We start from the raw sequence: 13,772 nt of genomic DNA on the forward strand, positions 1-13,772 counted from the left end.
CCCGAAGCGCCCGGTCGTAATGAGTGACAACCAAGGCGATCGGAGCGGACCGTGGCACTCACTGAACAGCGCATCTCCACCATGGTGCTGGTGATCGGCACCGGAGGAGCGGGACTGCGGGCGGCGATCGAACTGGCCGAGGCCGGTGTCGACGTCCTCGCCGTCGGCAAACGACCCAAGGAGGACGCCCACACGGCACTCGCCGCCGGAGGCATCAACGCGGCGCTCGCCACGATGGACCCCGAGGACAGCTGGCAGCAGCACGCCGCCGACACCCTCAAGGAGAGCTATCTGCTCGCCGATCCGCGCACCGTGCGCACCGTCACCCACGGTGCCGCCCTGGGCATCGACGACCTCGAGCGGTACGGCATGGCGTTCGCCCGCGAGGAGGACGGCCGGATCTCGCAGCGCTTCTTCGGCGCGCACAAGTTCCGGCGCACCGCGTTCGCCGGGGACTACACCGGTCTGGAGATCCAGCGCACGCTGATCAGGCGCGCGGACCAGCTCGGCATACCGGTGCTCGACGGTGTCTACATCACCCGGCTCCTGGTGCACGAGGGCGCCGTCTTCGGCGCCTACGGCTTCGACGTCGCCACCGGGAAGCGCTACCTCATCCACGCCGACGCCGTCATCCTCGCGGCAGGCGGCCACACGCGCATCTGGCGGCGTACGTCCTCGCGGCGCGACGAGAACACCGGCGACTCGTTCCGCCTGGCCGTGGAGGCCGGAGCCCGCCTCCGCGACGCGGAGCTGGTGCAGTTCCACCCCTCCGGCATCATCGAACCGGAGAACGCGGCCGGAACGCTCGTCAGCGAGGCGGCGCGCGGCGAGGGCGGCATCCTCCGCAACGCGCTCGGCGAGCGCTTCATGAGCCGCTACGACCCCGAGCGCATGGAGCTGTCCACGCGCGACCGGGTGGCGCTGGCCTCCTACACGGAGATCAAGGAAGGGCGCGGCACGCCCAAGGGCGGCGTGTGGCTGGACGTCTCGCACCTGCCGCGGCAGACGATCATGACGCGGCTCCCCCGGGTCTACCAGACCCTGCTGGACCTGCAGATGCTGGACATCACCCGCGAGCCCATCGAGATCGCGCCCACAGCCCACTACTCGATGGGCGGTGTCTGGGTCCGGCCCGAGGACCACAGCACGGACGTCCGCGGCCTGTACGCCATCGGCGAGGCCTCCAGCGGCCTGCACGGCGCCAACCGGCTGGGCGGCAACAGCCTCATCGAGCTGCTGGTCTTCGGCCGTCTCACCGGACAGGCGGCCGCCGCCTACTCCCAGTCGCTGACCTCGCAGCCGCGGTCGGCGTCCGCCGTGGCGCACGCCCGGGCAGAGGTCGACGACCTCCTCGCGGCCGACGGCCACGAGAACGTCCGCGCCCTCCAGCGCGCCATCCGCAACACCATGACCGAGCACGCGGGAGTCGTCCGCGACGAACAGGGGCTGCTGACCGGGCTGGAGGAACTCACCGCGATCGAGAAGCGGATGGCGGACATCGGCGTCCACCCCGACATCGCCGGCTTCCAGGACCTGGCGCACGCCTTCGACCTCAAGGCGGCGGCGCTGGCGGCGCGGGCCACACTCGAATCGGCGCTCGAACGCCGCGAGACCCGTGGCTGCCACAACCGCAGCGACTACCCGGACCTGGACCCCGCGTTCCAGGTGAACCTCGTCTGGTCCCCGACGACGGGGATCACCCGCGAGAGCATCCCGCCCGTCCCCGAGGAGATCTCCGCCCTGATGGAGGACGTCTCCACCGAGGGGAAGCTCGCCGAGTGACGCCCGGCTCGCGCGCATTGGCGCGCGAGCCCGCCGGGCGCCTGTCACAGGCGGGGTCCCCGCCCGGTCATTTTCTCCGTACGCACGAAACTCTCCGAGAGGAAGCTCCCATGAAGGTCGTCGTCATCGGCGGAACCGGGCTCATCGGCTCGAAGGTCGTCCGCAACCTCAGCGACCACGGGCACGAGGCCGTCGCCGCCTCGCCCAACACGGGCGTCAACACCCTGACGGGAGAGGGCGTCGCCGAGGTGCTCCAAGGCGCGCGGGTCGTCGTCGACGTCTCCAACTCGCCCTCGTTCGAGAACGAGGCCGTGATGCACTTCTTCCGCACCGGCACGACCAACCTGCTCAAGGCGGCCGCGGAGGCCGGTGCCACCCACTACGTCGCGCTCTCCATCGTCGGCACGGACCGGCTCCCGGAGAACGGCTACTTCAGCGCCAAGCTGGCCCAGGAGGAGCTGATCAAGGCGTCGGGCCTGCCGTACTCCATCGTCCACGCCACGCAGTTCTTCGAGTTCACGAACGGGATCGCGGACTCGGCCACCGAGGGCGACACGGTGCGCATCGCTCCCGTCAAGTTCCAGCCCATCCACTCCGACGACGTGGCCCTCGCCGTCGCCCGCACCGCGGCCGGCGCCCCCCTCGACGGAACGCTGGAGATCGCCGGCCCCGACGCCTTCCGGTTCGACGAGCTCATCCGGGACGCGCTCGCCGCCTCGAACGACCCCCGTACGGTCGTCGCGGACCCGCACGCCCCCTACTGGGGGTCCGAGCTGGAAGAGAGCTCGCTCGTGCCGCTCGGGAGCGCGCAGCTCGGCGCGACCCGCTTCGCCGACTGGCTGGCGCTGCAGAAGTGACGCCCGCGGATGGCCCCTGCCCGCCGGGGGGCAGGGGCCACCGCCATGCGGAGCGCGACCGGGCGCACACGACCCGGCGGCACCTGCTCGACATCTGCGCGGTGCGGCCCGAGCCGTCCCACGCCCTTTGAGGAAGATCCATACAGCCCGCGTTTGGCAGCATTTGACCGTGTTGCCCGCGGGCCGTGCTGATGCCGTGCCCTCCTGTCGACGCGCTGAGCAGCGGGATCGGGTTAGTCTGTCCGTCGTACCGGACACGGGGTGCCCCACCGAGGGCTGAGATCACACCCGTCGAACCTGAACCAGTTCGCACTGGCGGAGGGATGTCTTCCATGCCTTTGACGCATGTTTCCGACGGCCGGCAGACCGTCTTCGACGGCCGTATGCCGGCGGCAGCGGGCGATCTCCGCATCGAGGCGCACGGCATACAACCGGTCCCCGAGACCAACCGCTACGGCGGCCCGGGGCGGCTGTTCACCGTGTGGTTCGCTCCCAACCTCACCATGACCGGCGTGTTCACCGGCACCATCGGCATCGCCCTCGGGCTGGACTTCGCCACGGCGCTCGCGGCCGTCGTTCTCGGCACCGTGATCGGCGCGATCCCCACCGCGTACCTCGGCACCTGGGGAAGCCGGACCGGCGCGGGGCAGTTGCCGCTGGCTCGGCTCGCCTTCGGCCGGGCCGTCGCGCTCCCCGGCATCCTGCAGTGGCTGTCCTCGGTCGCCTGGGACGCGCTGATCGGGCTCTTCGGCGGCGACGCGCTGGCCCGGCTGTGCGGACTGCCGTTCTGGCTCGGCGTCCTGGTGATGATGCTCGCCCAGGGCGCTCTCGGCGTCCTCGGCTACGAGGCCATCCACCGGCTCCAGATCGTCATGACCTTCGTGCTCGCCGCCGCGTTCGCGCTGATCGCCTGGAGGCTGCTCGACGGCGTCCACCCCGCGGCCACGGGCTCCGCCCACGGCGCCGACCGGGGCGGCGCGTTCGTCCTGACCAGCACCATCGCGCTGAGTCTCGCGCTGTCCTGGGCCCCCTACGCCAGCGACTTCAGCCGCTACCTGCCGCGCACCACCTCCCGCCCGCGCATGTTCTGGTTCACCACCGCGGGCCTGGTGGTGTCCTTCGTGGCCGTCCAGGCGCTCGGGCTGTGGGGCGCGTCGGTGCTGACCGACCAGACCGCTGCCGGGGTGGCCGATCTGCTGGGAGGCGGGGCGGTGGGCGCGTTCGGGCTGCTCGCCGTGGCGTTGGCGGCCCTGTGCAGCAACGCCATGAACGACTACAGCGGATCGCTCGCCCTCCAGACCGCCGGCGTGCGCATACCGCGCCCGGCGGCGGCCGCCTTGGCCGCCGCCCTCGGCTTCCCCCTGGTGCTGTGGATGCACGCCGCCGACACCACGGCCCGCTTCCAGAACGTCCTTCTGTTCGTGGGCTACTGGATCCCGGGGTTCGTGGCGATCGTCGTCGTCGACTGGCTGGCCCGGGCACGGGCGCGGGGCGGCGAGGAGATCGACCTCGCCGCCGAGACCGGCCGTCCGCAGCCCGGGCTGCCGGCCGTGCTCGCGTTCGCCGCCGCCTTCGCCGCGGCCGTTCCGTTCATGGACACCAGCCTGTACGTCGGCCCGGTGGCGGACGCCCTGCACGGCGCCGACCTCTCGTACTACGTGGCGTTCCTGGTGGCCCTCGCCGTGTACGCGCCGCTGCGGCTGCGCCACCGCGCGCGGGCCTGAGCCGCCACACCCCCGTCCATCCCCCAAAGGAGCGACCCCATGGCCCCGTCGTCCGCCGACCACATCGCCTTCGCCGCGCAGGCGCTCACCCGCGTCCGGGAGCAGTCCCCGCTGGTCCAGTGCCTGACCAACGCGGTGGTGACGGGCTTCACCGCCAATGTCCTGCTGGCGCTGGGCGCATCGCCCGCCATGGCCGACATCCCCGGAGAGGCAGGACCGTTCGCCGGGATCGCCTCGGGGGTCCTGATCAACCTCGGCACCCCGCACGCCGAGCAGCGCGCCGCCATGACCGAGGCCGCGCGGGCGGCGGCCTCGGCCGGCACCCCGTGGGTGCTCGACCCGGTGGCCGTCGGCGCGCTGCCGGTGCGTACGGCGCTGGCGCGTGAACTCCTGGAGCTGCGGCCGACGATCGTACGGGGCAACGCCTCGGAGATCATCGCGCTGGCGGGCGCGGGCGGCGGCGGCCGCGGGGTGGACTCCTCCGACGGTGTCGAGGCCGCAGAGGAGCCGGCGCGGCGCCTGGCCGCCGCGACCGGCGGCGTGGTCGCCGTCTCGGGGCCGGTGGACCTCGTCACCGACGGCGTGCGCACGGTCCGCGTCGCCAACGGCGACGCCCTGCTGACCCGTGTGACCGGCGGCGGCTGTGCGCTGGGCGCCGTGATGGCGGCCTTCGCCGGGGTGGGTGAGGACCCGTTCGCCTCGACGGTGGCGGCGGTCACCGCGTACACGGTCGCCGCCGAGCCGGCCGCGAAGGCCGCCTCGGGGCCCGGCAGCTTCGCCGTCGAATTCCTGGACGCGCTCGCCGCGCTGCGGGAGTCCGACATCGTGGAGCGGGCGGCGCTGTCGTGACGCCGGCGCCGGTCGACCTGTCGGTCTACCTGGTCACGGACGCTGCCCAGTGCGCGGCTCGTGGCCGCGGTGTGGCCGAGACCGTCGCCGCCGCGGTGGCGGGGGGCGTCACCGCGGTGCAGATCCGCGAGAAGCACGCGGACGGCGGGGACTTCCTGCGGACGGTCACGGAGGTGGCGGCGGTCCTTCCGAAGCGCGTGGCGCTGATCGTCAACGACCGGGTGGACGTGTTCCTGGCCGCCCGCCTCGCGGGCGTGCGGGTGACGGGCGTCCACATCGGCCAGTCGGACCTGCCGCCGGACGCGGTCCGCCGGCTCATCGGGGAGCACGCGGTCCTGGGTCTCAGCGCCGCCACCCCCGGCGAGTTGCGCGCCGCGGCACAGGATCCGGCGGGTGTCGACCACGTCGGCATCGGCGCGCTCCACGCGACCCGCACCAAGGCGGACGCCCCACCCTCGCTCGGCCTCGACGGCTTCGCCCGCCTCGCCCGGCTCAGCCCGCTGCCCGCGGTGGCCATCGGCGGCGTGACCCCGGCGGACCTGCCGGGGCTGCGTGCGGCCGGGGCGGCGGGGGCGGCGGTCGTGTCCGGCATCTGCGCGGCCGAGGACCCGCTCGCCTCGGCCCGCGCCTACGCCCTCGCCTGGGGCGGAGTGCCGGTCTAGCCGCTGATCTCCTCGTGCTCGTGGGCCTCGTGTACGACGGGCTTGGGGATCTGCGTGCCCTCGCCGTACAGACCCCGGCTCAGCCTGGCCCGCAGGCGCCGGGCCGGGCCGCCCGCGCCGGCGGGAATCGGGCGGTACTGCTCGTAGTCGGTCAGGGTGTGCAGCCGTTCCGGGTCGAGCGGCTCGTGGACCTCGACGTACTCGCCGTTCGGCATGCGCTTGATGACTCCGGTCTCGCGTCCGTGCAACACCTTGTCGCGGTCGCGGAGTTGGAGACCGAGCGCCCAGCGCTTCGTGACCGCGTAGACGGCGAACGGGACGACGAAGAGCCCGATCCGCACGGCCCATGTCACCGCGTTGACCGAGACGTGGAAGCGGGTGGCCAGCACGTCGTTGGCCGCACCGAGCAGGGCCACGGCGTACACGCTGATCCAGGCCGCGCCGAGCGCCGTCCGCACCGGCCGGTTCCGCGGCCGGTCGAGGAGGTGGTGTTCCCGGTCGTCGTCGGTGACCCAGGCCTCGATGAAGGGGTAGGCCCCCATGACCAGGAAGAGACCGCCGCCCACCGCCAGCGGGATCAGGTTGTCCAGAGCGAGGGTGTGGCCCCAAACGACGACCTCCCAGCCGGGCATGACCCGCAGGAGCCCGTCGGCCACGCCCATGTACCAGTCGGGCTGGGACCCCGCCGTGACCTGGTCGGGGCGGTACGGGCCGTACAGCCAGACGGGGTTGATCTGCGCGATCGAGGCGATGATCAGGATGATCCCGGCGACCAGGAAGAAGTAGCCGCCCGCCCGCACGGCCAGCGACTTGAAGGGGATGCCGACGACATTGCGCTCCGTGCGCCCCGGTCCCGGGAACTGCGCACGGTTGTGACGGATCGTCAGGAAGATCAGGCCGGCGAACAGCGTCGTCATGATCGCGGGCAGCACCACCACGTGGATCGTGTGGAAGCGGGCGATCAGCTCGGTCCCGGGGAACTCGCCACCGAACAGGAACACCGACAGATAGGTGCCGACGATCGGGATCGACAGGATCGTGCCGTTCACGACCATGAGGCCGGTCCCGGAGAGCAGGTCGTCCGGCAGGTCGTATCCCGTCAGTCCCTCGAACATGCCGAGCACCAGCAGCAGGAAGGAGAGCACCCAGGTGAGCTCCCGCGGCTTGCGGAAGGCGCCGGTGAAGAACATCCGCATCAGGTGCGCGAAGAGACTGGCGACGAAGATCAGCGCCGCCCAGTGGTGGGCCTGGCGGATCAGCAGTCCGCCGCGGACGTCGAAGGAGATGTGCAGGGTCGAGTTGTACGCCTCCGACACCGTCTGCCCGCGCAGCGGCGCGTAGCTCCCCTGGTACGGCACCTGCTCCATCGACGGGTGGAAGTACAGCATCAGGTACACGCCCGTGAGGACGAGCACCAGGAAGCTGTACAGGGATATCTCGCCCAGCATGAAGGACCAGTGGTCCGGGAACACCTTGCGTCTGGTCTCGCGGAAGAGCCCGCTGACCCCCAGCCGCCCCCTCGCCCATGCGGCGAAGGCGTTCCCCCTGGTATCTCGTCGCGCTGCGTCCGGCCGGCTGTCGCTGTCCATTTTCGTACCGCCATTCGTGGATCACCCATGCCGTCACCACTAGGACCGAAACAACGGCGCAAATGTGACATCGGACGACGGAGCGCGGGCGGCGCGTCACAGGATCCGGGCCTGCCCGGTCTCATGTTCAGAGCCGAAGAGTGCGAGCGAGTGCGTCGTGCACTCGTGAGCGGACCTCCTGTACTTCGACGGGGTCGAGCCTGCGGCCGCGCTGTGTGGTGCCGTGCTCGAGGGAGGATGCGGGATGGACTTTGCCGGTGAGGCGGTGTCGCTCGCCGAGTTGCTCGACGAGCGCCGGCATCTGCTGGACGTCGCGTACCGGATGGTGGGCAGCGACGGCGAGGCGGAGGGCGTCGTCGTGGAGACCTACCGCCGGTGGTACGCGCTGTCCGACACCGCACGGGCGCAGATCGCGACGCCGCGGTCCTGGCTCGCGGCGACCGCGGGCGGTATCTGCCGGGCCCGGCAGGACCTGCCCGGCCGGAGCGGGAACCCCGCCCAGGACACCGAGCGGGCGGACTTCGCGGGCGGCAACGCCTTCGGGACGGCGCCCGCCGCGGTGGCGGACGTCGTGGGGAAAGGGCGTCCGGGGTCCCTCGCACCCGCCGCCCGCGCATGCCGGTGGCTCCGGTCGTGGCGTGCGCGCACAGCGTCACCCGTACGCCACGACGCGCTCGTCACCGCCGTACGGGAAGCCTGCGCGGCAGAGGACGCCGGACTGCTCGCGTCCTTGCTGGCCGCAGACGCCACGGCGGTCTTCGACGGCGGCGGCAAGGTCAGGGCGCTGGTGAGGCCCGTGCACGGGAGCGAGCAGGTCGCGCGCAGCCTGCTGGTGCTCCTGGCGAGACGGCCGCGCACCACCCTGCGCGCCCAGCCCGTGAGCGGGCGGACCGGCCTCGTGGTGCGCTGCGACCACCAGGTCGCCGCGGTCATCAGTCTCGGTCTCACCGGTGACCGGGTCGGCCGCGTCGGACAAGTGTGGGTCGTCCTCAATCCCGACAAGCTCCGCCCCTGGAACGAGTCCCCCGCCCCCTGACGGCCGTGGCACGCACGACAACACGCACCTGCCGGCCGTCGGGACGGCCGGCAGATGCGTGCGCGGGAATGCCGGGCGGCGGGGCACTCAGACGGTGGTGCGGTCGCCCGCCGGGCGCTCACCGGCGCGCCGGGGATCGCTGCCCGTGACGAACTCGTCCCGCGGATGCTGCACGGAGGCCAGCGAGACGAGATCCCGGCCGAAGACGGCCGCGGTGAGCCAGACGGCGAGCACCCGGACCTTCCGCTCCCAGGTGGGCACCGCCAGCACGTGATAGCCCCGGTGCATCAGCCAGGCGAGGAGTCCCTTGATGACGATCCCCTTGTACTGGAAGATGCCCCGGCCCAGGCCGAGCGTGGCCACCACTCCGAGGCTGCTGTGCCGGTAGTCCCGGACGGTGCCGCCGCGCAGGTCGGCGAGGATGTTCTTCGCCAGGCGCCTGCCCTGCCGCACCGCGTGCTGGGCGTTGGGCACCGTCCGGGCACCCGGCACGGGCGACGCCAGGTCGGGCACGGCCGCGTCGTCCCCGGCCGCCCACACGTCGGGCAGCGGGTCGCTGTCGGTGCCCACCCGCAGGTCGGGGCGGACGACGATCAGGCCGCGCCCGTCGATCGGCAGGTCCGTGTGGTTGTGCACCACGGGGTTGGAGGCGTTGCCGGCGGTCCAGACGATCAGTCCCGAGTCGAACTCCTCCCCGGTGGACAGCACGACATGGCCGTCCTGGGCGGAGGTGAGCTGCGTGTTCAGGTGGACGCGCGCGCCGCGGCGTTCCAGGGAGCGCACGACCCAGGCGCCCGGCTTGTCGGTCACCTCGGGCAGGATGCGGTCCCGTGCCTCGACCAGGTGGAAGGACAGCTCGTCGAAGGCGAGTTCCGGGTACACCTTGAGCATCGCGGTCGCCAGGGACAGCAGTTCACCGAAGCCCTCGACCCCGGAGAACCCGCCGCCCACGACGGTGACGGTCAGCAGCTTGCGCCGCTCGGGACCCGGCGGCAGGGTCGCGGCCTGGTCGAACGCCGTCAGCAGCCGGTCGCGGATGGCCACCGCTTCCTCGACGTGCTTCAGGCCGATGGCGTGCTCCGTCAGGCCCGGTACGGGGAAGGTGCGGGTCACGGCGCCGGCGGTGACCACGAGGACGTCGTAGCGCAGCTCGAACTCGTCCCCGTTCACCGGCCGGACGGTGGCCGTCCGGTCCGCGCTGCGGATCTCGGTCACGCTCCCGGCGATCAGCCGGCTCTTGCGCAGGTGCCGGCGCAGCGACACCGCGGCGTGCCGCGCCTCGACCGAGCCGGCGGTGACCTCCGGCAGGAAGGGCTGGTAGGTCATGTACGGGCGCGGGTCGACGACCGTGATCCTCGCTTCCCCGGCCCGCACCTTCTTCTCAAGGCCCCAGGCGGTGTAAAAGCCCGCATAGCCACCACCGACGATCAGGATCTCACGCATGGTTCCCTCTGTTTTTCGGTCCGTCACCAGGAAGACCGTGCAGAGCGGCGTGATGTGACATGCGGGCACCCGTCAGGGGTTGTCGTGGGGATCGGGGCGCACTTCGATGTGGTCGGGTTCGAGGTCGAGCAGGACGCGCCGGCGGATGTCGAGCGCGGTGGTGAAGTCGCGGGGCAGCTGGAGCCGGCCGGCCCGGTCGACGGTGGCGTACTCGCGGGCGTGGGTGGTGGTGTTGCCCTCGTCGTCGACGGTCGTGCGGCGCAGGACCTCGGAGGCGGTACGGCCGTCGCGGATGGCGACGGTGCGGTCGACGGCCTGGGCGACGGCCTGGTCGTGGGTGACGATGACGACGGTCGTGCCCAGCTCCTGGTTGACGGCGCGGAAGGCGCCGAAGACCTGGTCCGCGGTGGCGGAGTCGAGCTGTCCCGTGGGCTCGTCGGCGAGGACGAGGGCGGGGTGGTTGGCCAGGGCCACGGCAATGGCGGTGCGTTGCTGCTCGCCGCCGGACATCTGCTGGGGGCGGCGGTCGGCGCAGTGGGAGACGCCGACCAGTTCGAGGAGTTCGGCGGCGCGGGCGGCGCGGGCCGCACGGCCCTTGACGCCGCCGGCCAGGCGCATGGGCAGGACGACGTTCTGCAGAGCGGTGAGGTAGGGCAGCAGGTTGCGGGACGTCTGCTGCCAGACGAAGCCGACGACTTCGCGCTGGTAGCGCAGCCGGGCCTTGCCGTCCAGGGCGAGCAGGTCGAAACCGGCGACGGTCGCCGCTCCCGCGGTGGGGGTGTCCAGTCCGGCCAGGATGTTCAGCAGGGTGGACTTGCCGGAGCCCGACGCGCCGACCAGGGCCATCAGTTCGCCGCGTGCGACCAGCAGGTCCAGGCCCTGCAGGGCCTGCACCTCGACGCCCTGGGCGGTGAAGATGCGCACCAGGCGGTCGCAGGCGATGAGGGCGTCCTGTCCGTAGGCGGGGCGCTCCAGGTGCGCCGTGGCGCGCCGTTCGAGCTCCGCCAGGGACACTCCGCCCCCCGCCGGGGTGGCGCCGGTCCGGGTGGTGCTGTCGCTCATGATCGGTCCCCGATCCGCAGTTCCGTTCCTTCGCCGCGCCGTCCGGTGGCCCATGCCTGCACTGCCAGGACCGCGCAGGCCAGCGCGATCAGCGCGGCCGACGGCAGGAGCAGTGAGGCGGGGTCGGTGCGCAGTACCGCCGCCGAGACGTCGGCGGCGGGTGTGCTGGTGCTGAAGGCCAGTGCCGTCAGGTCGACGCCCGGCCGCAGCAGCGGCACGGTGGCGACGCTGACCAGGATGCCGCCGACGGCTCCGAGCAGGACCTGCGGCAGCATCTCCAGGACGGCCAGGGTCTGCCGCTGCCGGCTGCTCATGCCCATGGTGCGCAGCCGGGCCAGCAGTGCGCGCCGCTGCGGTGCGTTGTGCAGCAACGACAGCAGCAGTGCCAGCACGGCGTAACCGGCGCCGGCCGCGACCGCCGCCAGGTACACACCGCGGGCACCGGACTGGAGCGCCGTGGTGGTCCCGTACGCGTCCCGTTCCTCGGAGCGCAGCAGGACCTGCGCTCCGGGCGCCGCGTCGCGGACGACCGAGCGCAGGGCGGCGCCGTCAACCCCGGTACCGGTGATCAGCAGTGTCGTCGCGCCGGTGTCCGCGGGGTCCGTGGCGTGATGCACCCGGCGCACGGAGGCCTCGGAGACGATGATGAACTCGCTGCCGGACGCGGCCGGTGACACGGTCTCGGTACCCACCACACGGGCCGCGACCGTGCTCATGGCGGCATTGACGGTTGCCGTGCCGTTCCCGAGTTCGCGCGCGAGTTTCGGTGACGCGACGATCGGGACCGGGCCGCGCCCGTCGTCGTGCAGCGCGTCCGGCGCGAACGGACCGCCCAGACCGATGTACCGGGTGAGTCGTGCGTAGCGCTCGGGATCCACGATGACCGTCTCGTACGTGGTGCCGGTCCCCACCATGGTCTGCCCTGTCTCGACCCGGACAGCGGCAGTGTCGCGTACGCCGGGAAGCCGCCGGACGCGGGCGTCCAGCCCCGCCGGCAGGGGGGCGTCGAAGGACTGTACCCGCGCGTCGGCGCCGACGTCCACGATCGCCGCATGATCGCGTCCCGCCGCGACGCCCGCGAGGACGGAGCCCCCGAAGGACGCCACGGTGAGCGCGACGAGGACCGCCAGCAGGGGCAGCGCCGCGGTGGAGGGGGCACGGCCCGCGCGCGCCACACCAATGTGGAGTACAGCGCTGTTCAGGCGTGCGGCGGGCCGGGCCAGGAGGCGTACGGGCAGCGGGTACACGCGCAGGAGCACCAGCGCTCCCAGCACCGCGACCAGGACGGGAGCCGCGGCCGTCAGCGCGTCCGCGCCGCCGTCCGCACTGCCCCTCACTCGCAGCGCGGCCACCGCACCGGCCACGACGACGGCGACCGTCAGCTCGGCGACGGTGCGGCGCCGGGAGGGGCGTGCCGTGACGAGGTCCTCGCGCTGTTCCAGGCGTGGCCTGCGGGCGGCGATGACGCCCCGGAGCGGCAGGCCGGCACTGGCCGTGGCCGCCACGGCCGCCGCCGCCAGGGCCGCGGGCACCCAGCGTTCGGTGGGCAGCAGGAGCAGCGCGAGTCCCAGTCCGAAGGCTGCCGACGGCACCGCGACCACCGCGCTCTCGCCGAACAGGCGCGCTGCCAGGCCCGGAAGGGCGATGCCCCGGGCGCGCAGCAGCACCAGCTCCGCCCGGCGCCGCGCGGTCTGGAGTCCGGCGGCCATCAGGAGTACGACGGCGGCGACGGTGGCCACACCGAACCCGGCGATGACGACGAGGGGCTGTGCCGCGTCACGCTCCCCCAGGAAGGGTGTCAGCAGATCGGCGAGTCCGTCCTCGTCGACAGTCAGCCCGCTCTGACCGGTCAGCGCCTGCAGCTTCGTGGCGTCCGGCCCCGAGTTGAGCGCCAGGATCCGGTCGCGGACACCGGAGACGTCGCGCGCGGCCAGGGTGTCGACGTCGGCCACGTGGTGCCAGTACGCCGCCGCGCCGTAGCGGAGACCGAGCAGGTTCGCCGTGGCGTCCGGGTCGATGAGCGCGGTGAAGTGCCAGTAGCGCTTCGGATCGTCGCCCGACCTCGCCGGAACGGCGACGAGCTTGGGCGCCCGCAGGTCGGGTTCGGCGTTCCAGAACGTGCTGCCGGAGTCCAGGGGCCGGACGACACCGGTGATCAGCAGCGACAGATCGGAGTTGGTCGTGGTGGGCAGATGGAGCCGTGCCCCGGTGGCGAGTCCCATGGTTTTCGCGGTGCGGTCGGTGATGACCCCCTCGACGACGCCGTCCTCGCCACCGGCCTTGGGCAGCCGTCCGGTGATGACCCGGGCGTGCCGCGCGAGGTCCCGCTGGGCGGTCAGCGTGGCCTGCGGGTCCCGGCTCCCGGTAGGACGCGGCAACCAGGGTTCGCTCATCGGAATCGCCTCGGCGTTGCGCACGCCGTAGACGGTCTGCTTCCAGTCCAGCGCCAGCGGTGGCCTGACCACCCGCTGGAACGCCGACTCGGTCGAGGCCAGTGAGCGCGGGGTCAGAAGTGCCTTGACGTCGTCCGACGGCCGCGACAGGTCCTGCGACACGGTGACCGTGCGGCCGGTCAGCGGGGCCTGCCGCAATGTGTCGCGCAGTGCGTCGTTCTCGTACCCGTCGACGGCGCGGGGCAGGGCGGCGGCCAGGAACGCCGTCACCAGTACCAGCGCGGCCAGTGCCACGGTCCCGCCTGGGGCGGCCCGCAGCCGGGCGCGGATCCAGGACACGTCGCCGCGACCGCGCGGGATCGTCTGTCCGGTCAC

Annotated in this window: 10 protein-coding genes and 1 riboswitch; of the genes, 6 read left to right on the forward strand and 4 right to left on the reverse strand. The window is 72.6% G+C overall.

The annotated features are described in order from the left end of the window. The first annotated feature begins 81 nt into the window (after positions 1-81). The 5 genes from ACIP64_RS04845 (at position 82) to thiE (ending at position 5,874) form a co-directional block, all read left to right on the forward strand. Positions 82-1,782, forward strand: coding sequence for an L-aspartate oxidase (locus ACIP64_RS04845; RefSeq protein WP_401582388.1), 1,701 nt, complete (start codon positions 82-84; stop codon positions 1,780-1,782). A 110-nt stretch (positions 1,783-1,892) separates the two neighbouring features. Further along, positions 1,893-2,639 (forward strand): SDR family oxidoreductase, encoded by a 747-nt coding sequence (locus ACIP64_RS04850; protein WP_401581877.1) that lies wholly within the window; start codon positions 1,893-1,895, stop codon positions 2,637-2,639. 247 nt (positions 2,640-2,886) lie between these two features. Continuing rightward, a riboswitch (TPP riboswitch) is annotated at positions 2,887-2,980 on the forward strand. Next, complete coding sequence (locus tag ACIP64_RS04855; RefSeq protein WP_401581880.1) at positions 2,972-4,363, forward strand: purine-cytosine permease family protein; 1,392 nt, start codon at positions 2,972-2,974, stop codon at positions 4,361-4,363. It overlaps the preceding riboswitch by 9 nt. A 39-nt stretch (positions 4,364-4,402) precedes the next feature. After that, positions 4,403-5,212: a hydroxyethylthiazole kinase gene (gene thiM, locus ACIP64_RS04860; RefSeq protein WP_401581882.1), complete on the forward strand. Its 810-nt coding sequence runs from the start codon at positions 4,403-4,405 to the stop codon at positions 5,210-5,212. Beyond that, positions 5,209-5,874, forward strand: coding sequence for a thiamine phosphate synthase (gene thiE, locus ACIP64_RS04865; RefSeq protein ID WP_401581885.1), 666 nt, complete (start codon positions 5,209-5,211; stop codon positions 5,872-5,874). The genes thiM and thiE overlap by 4 nt, the downstream gene beginning before the upstream one ends. Here thiE and ACIP64_RS04870 read toward each other — a convergent pair. Beyond that, entirely contained in the window at positions 5,871-7,463 is a 1,593-nt protein-coding gene (locus tag ACIP64_RS04870; RefSeq protein ID WP_401581887.1) for a cytochrome bc complex cytochrome b subunit, read from the reverse strand. The two genes, thiE and ACIP64_RS04870, sit on opposite strands and share 4 nt — an antisense overlap. Positions 7,464-7,707: 244 nt before the next feature. On the opposite strand from ACIP64_RS04870, the gene ACIP64_RS04875 reads away from it, so the two are divergent. Then, the gene (locus tag ACIP64_RS04875) at positions 7,708-8,499 is read left to right on the forward strand and encodes an RNA polymerase subunit sigma (RefSeq protein ID WP_401581890.1); all 792 of its coding nucleotides are present in this window, start codon (positions 7,708-7,710) and stop codon (positions 8,497-8,499) included. An 87-nt stretch (positions 8,500-8,586) separates the two neighbouring features. Here the strand turns inward: ACIP64_RS04875 and ACIP64_RS04880 are convergent, their stop codons facing one another. The 3 genes from ACIP64_RS04880 to ACIP64_RS04890 all read right to left on the reverse strand — a co-directional run bounded on the left by ACIP64_RS04880 (position 8,587) and on the right by ACIP64_RS04890 (position 13,772). Then, positions 8,587-9,942 carry an NAD(P)/FAD-dependent oxidoreductase gene (locus ACIP64_RS04880; protein WP_401581893.1) on the reverse strand — a complete coding sequence of 452 codons (1,356 nt, stop codon included), beginning with the start codon at positions 9,940-9,942 and terminating at the stop codon, positions 8,587-8,589. Positions 9,943-10,014: 72 nt separating this feature from the next. Then, positions 10,015-11,004, reverse strand: coding sequence for an ABC transporter ATP-binding protein (locus ACIP64_RS04885; RefSeq protein ID WP_401581895.1), 990 nt, complete (start codon positions 11,002-11,004; stop codon positions 10,015-10,017). Continuing rightward, positions 11,001-13,772: an FtsX-like permease family protein gene (locus ACIP64_RS04890; protein WP_401581897.1), complete on the reverse strand. Its 2,772-nt coding sequence runs from the start codon at positions 13,770-13,772 to the stop codon at positions 11,001-11,003. Before ACIP64_RS04890 ends, ACIP64_RS04885 begins: the two co-directional genes overlap by 4 nt.

The organism is Streptomyces sp. NPDC088733 (assembly GCF_044751185.1).
Lineage (GTDB): Bacteria > Actinomycetota > Actinomycetes > Streptomycetales > Streptomycetaceae > Actinacidiphila.

Bases quoted from the DNA above. Each gene is read 5' to 3' on its own strand.
- ACIP64_RS04885 (WP_401581895.1), bottom strand. From the start codon at position 11,004: ATGAGCGACAGCACCACCCGGACCGGCGCCACCCCGGCGGGGGGCGGA.
- ACIP64_RS04850 (WP_401581877.1), top strand. From the start codon at position 1,893: ATGAAGGTCGTCGTCATCGGCGGAACCGGGCTCATCGGCTCGAAGGTC.
- ACIP64_RS04855 (WP_401581880.1), top strand. From the start codon at position 2,972: ATGCCTTTGACGCATGTTTCCGACGGCCGGCAGACCGTCTTCGACGGC.
- ACIP64_RS04880 (WP_401581893.1), bottom strand. From the start codon at position 9,942: ATGCGTGAGATCCTGATCGTCGGTGGTGGCTATGCGGGCTTTTACACC.
- ACIP64_RS04870 (WP_401581887.1), bottom strand. From the start codon at position 7,463: ATGGACAGCGACAGCCGGCCGGACGCAGCGCGACGAGATACCAGGGGG.
- ACIP64_RS04875 (WP_401581890.1), top strand. From the start codon at position 7,708: ATGGACTTTGCCGGTGAGGCGGTGTCGCTCGCCGAGTTGCTCGACGAG.
- thiM (WP_401581882.1), top strand. From the start codon at position 4,403: ATGGCCCCGTCGTCCGCCGACCACATCGCCTTCGCCGCGCAGGCGCTC.
- ACIP64_RS04845 (WP_401582388.1), top strand. From the start codon at position 82: ATGGTGCTGGTGATCGGCACCGGAGGAGCGGGACTGCGGGCGGCGATC.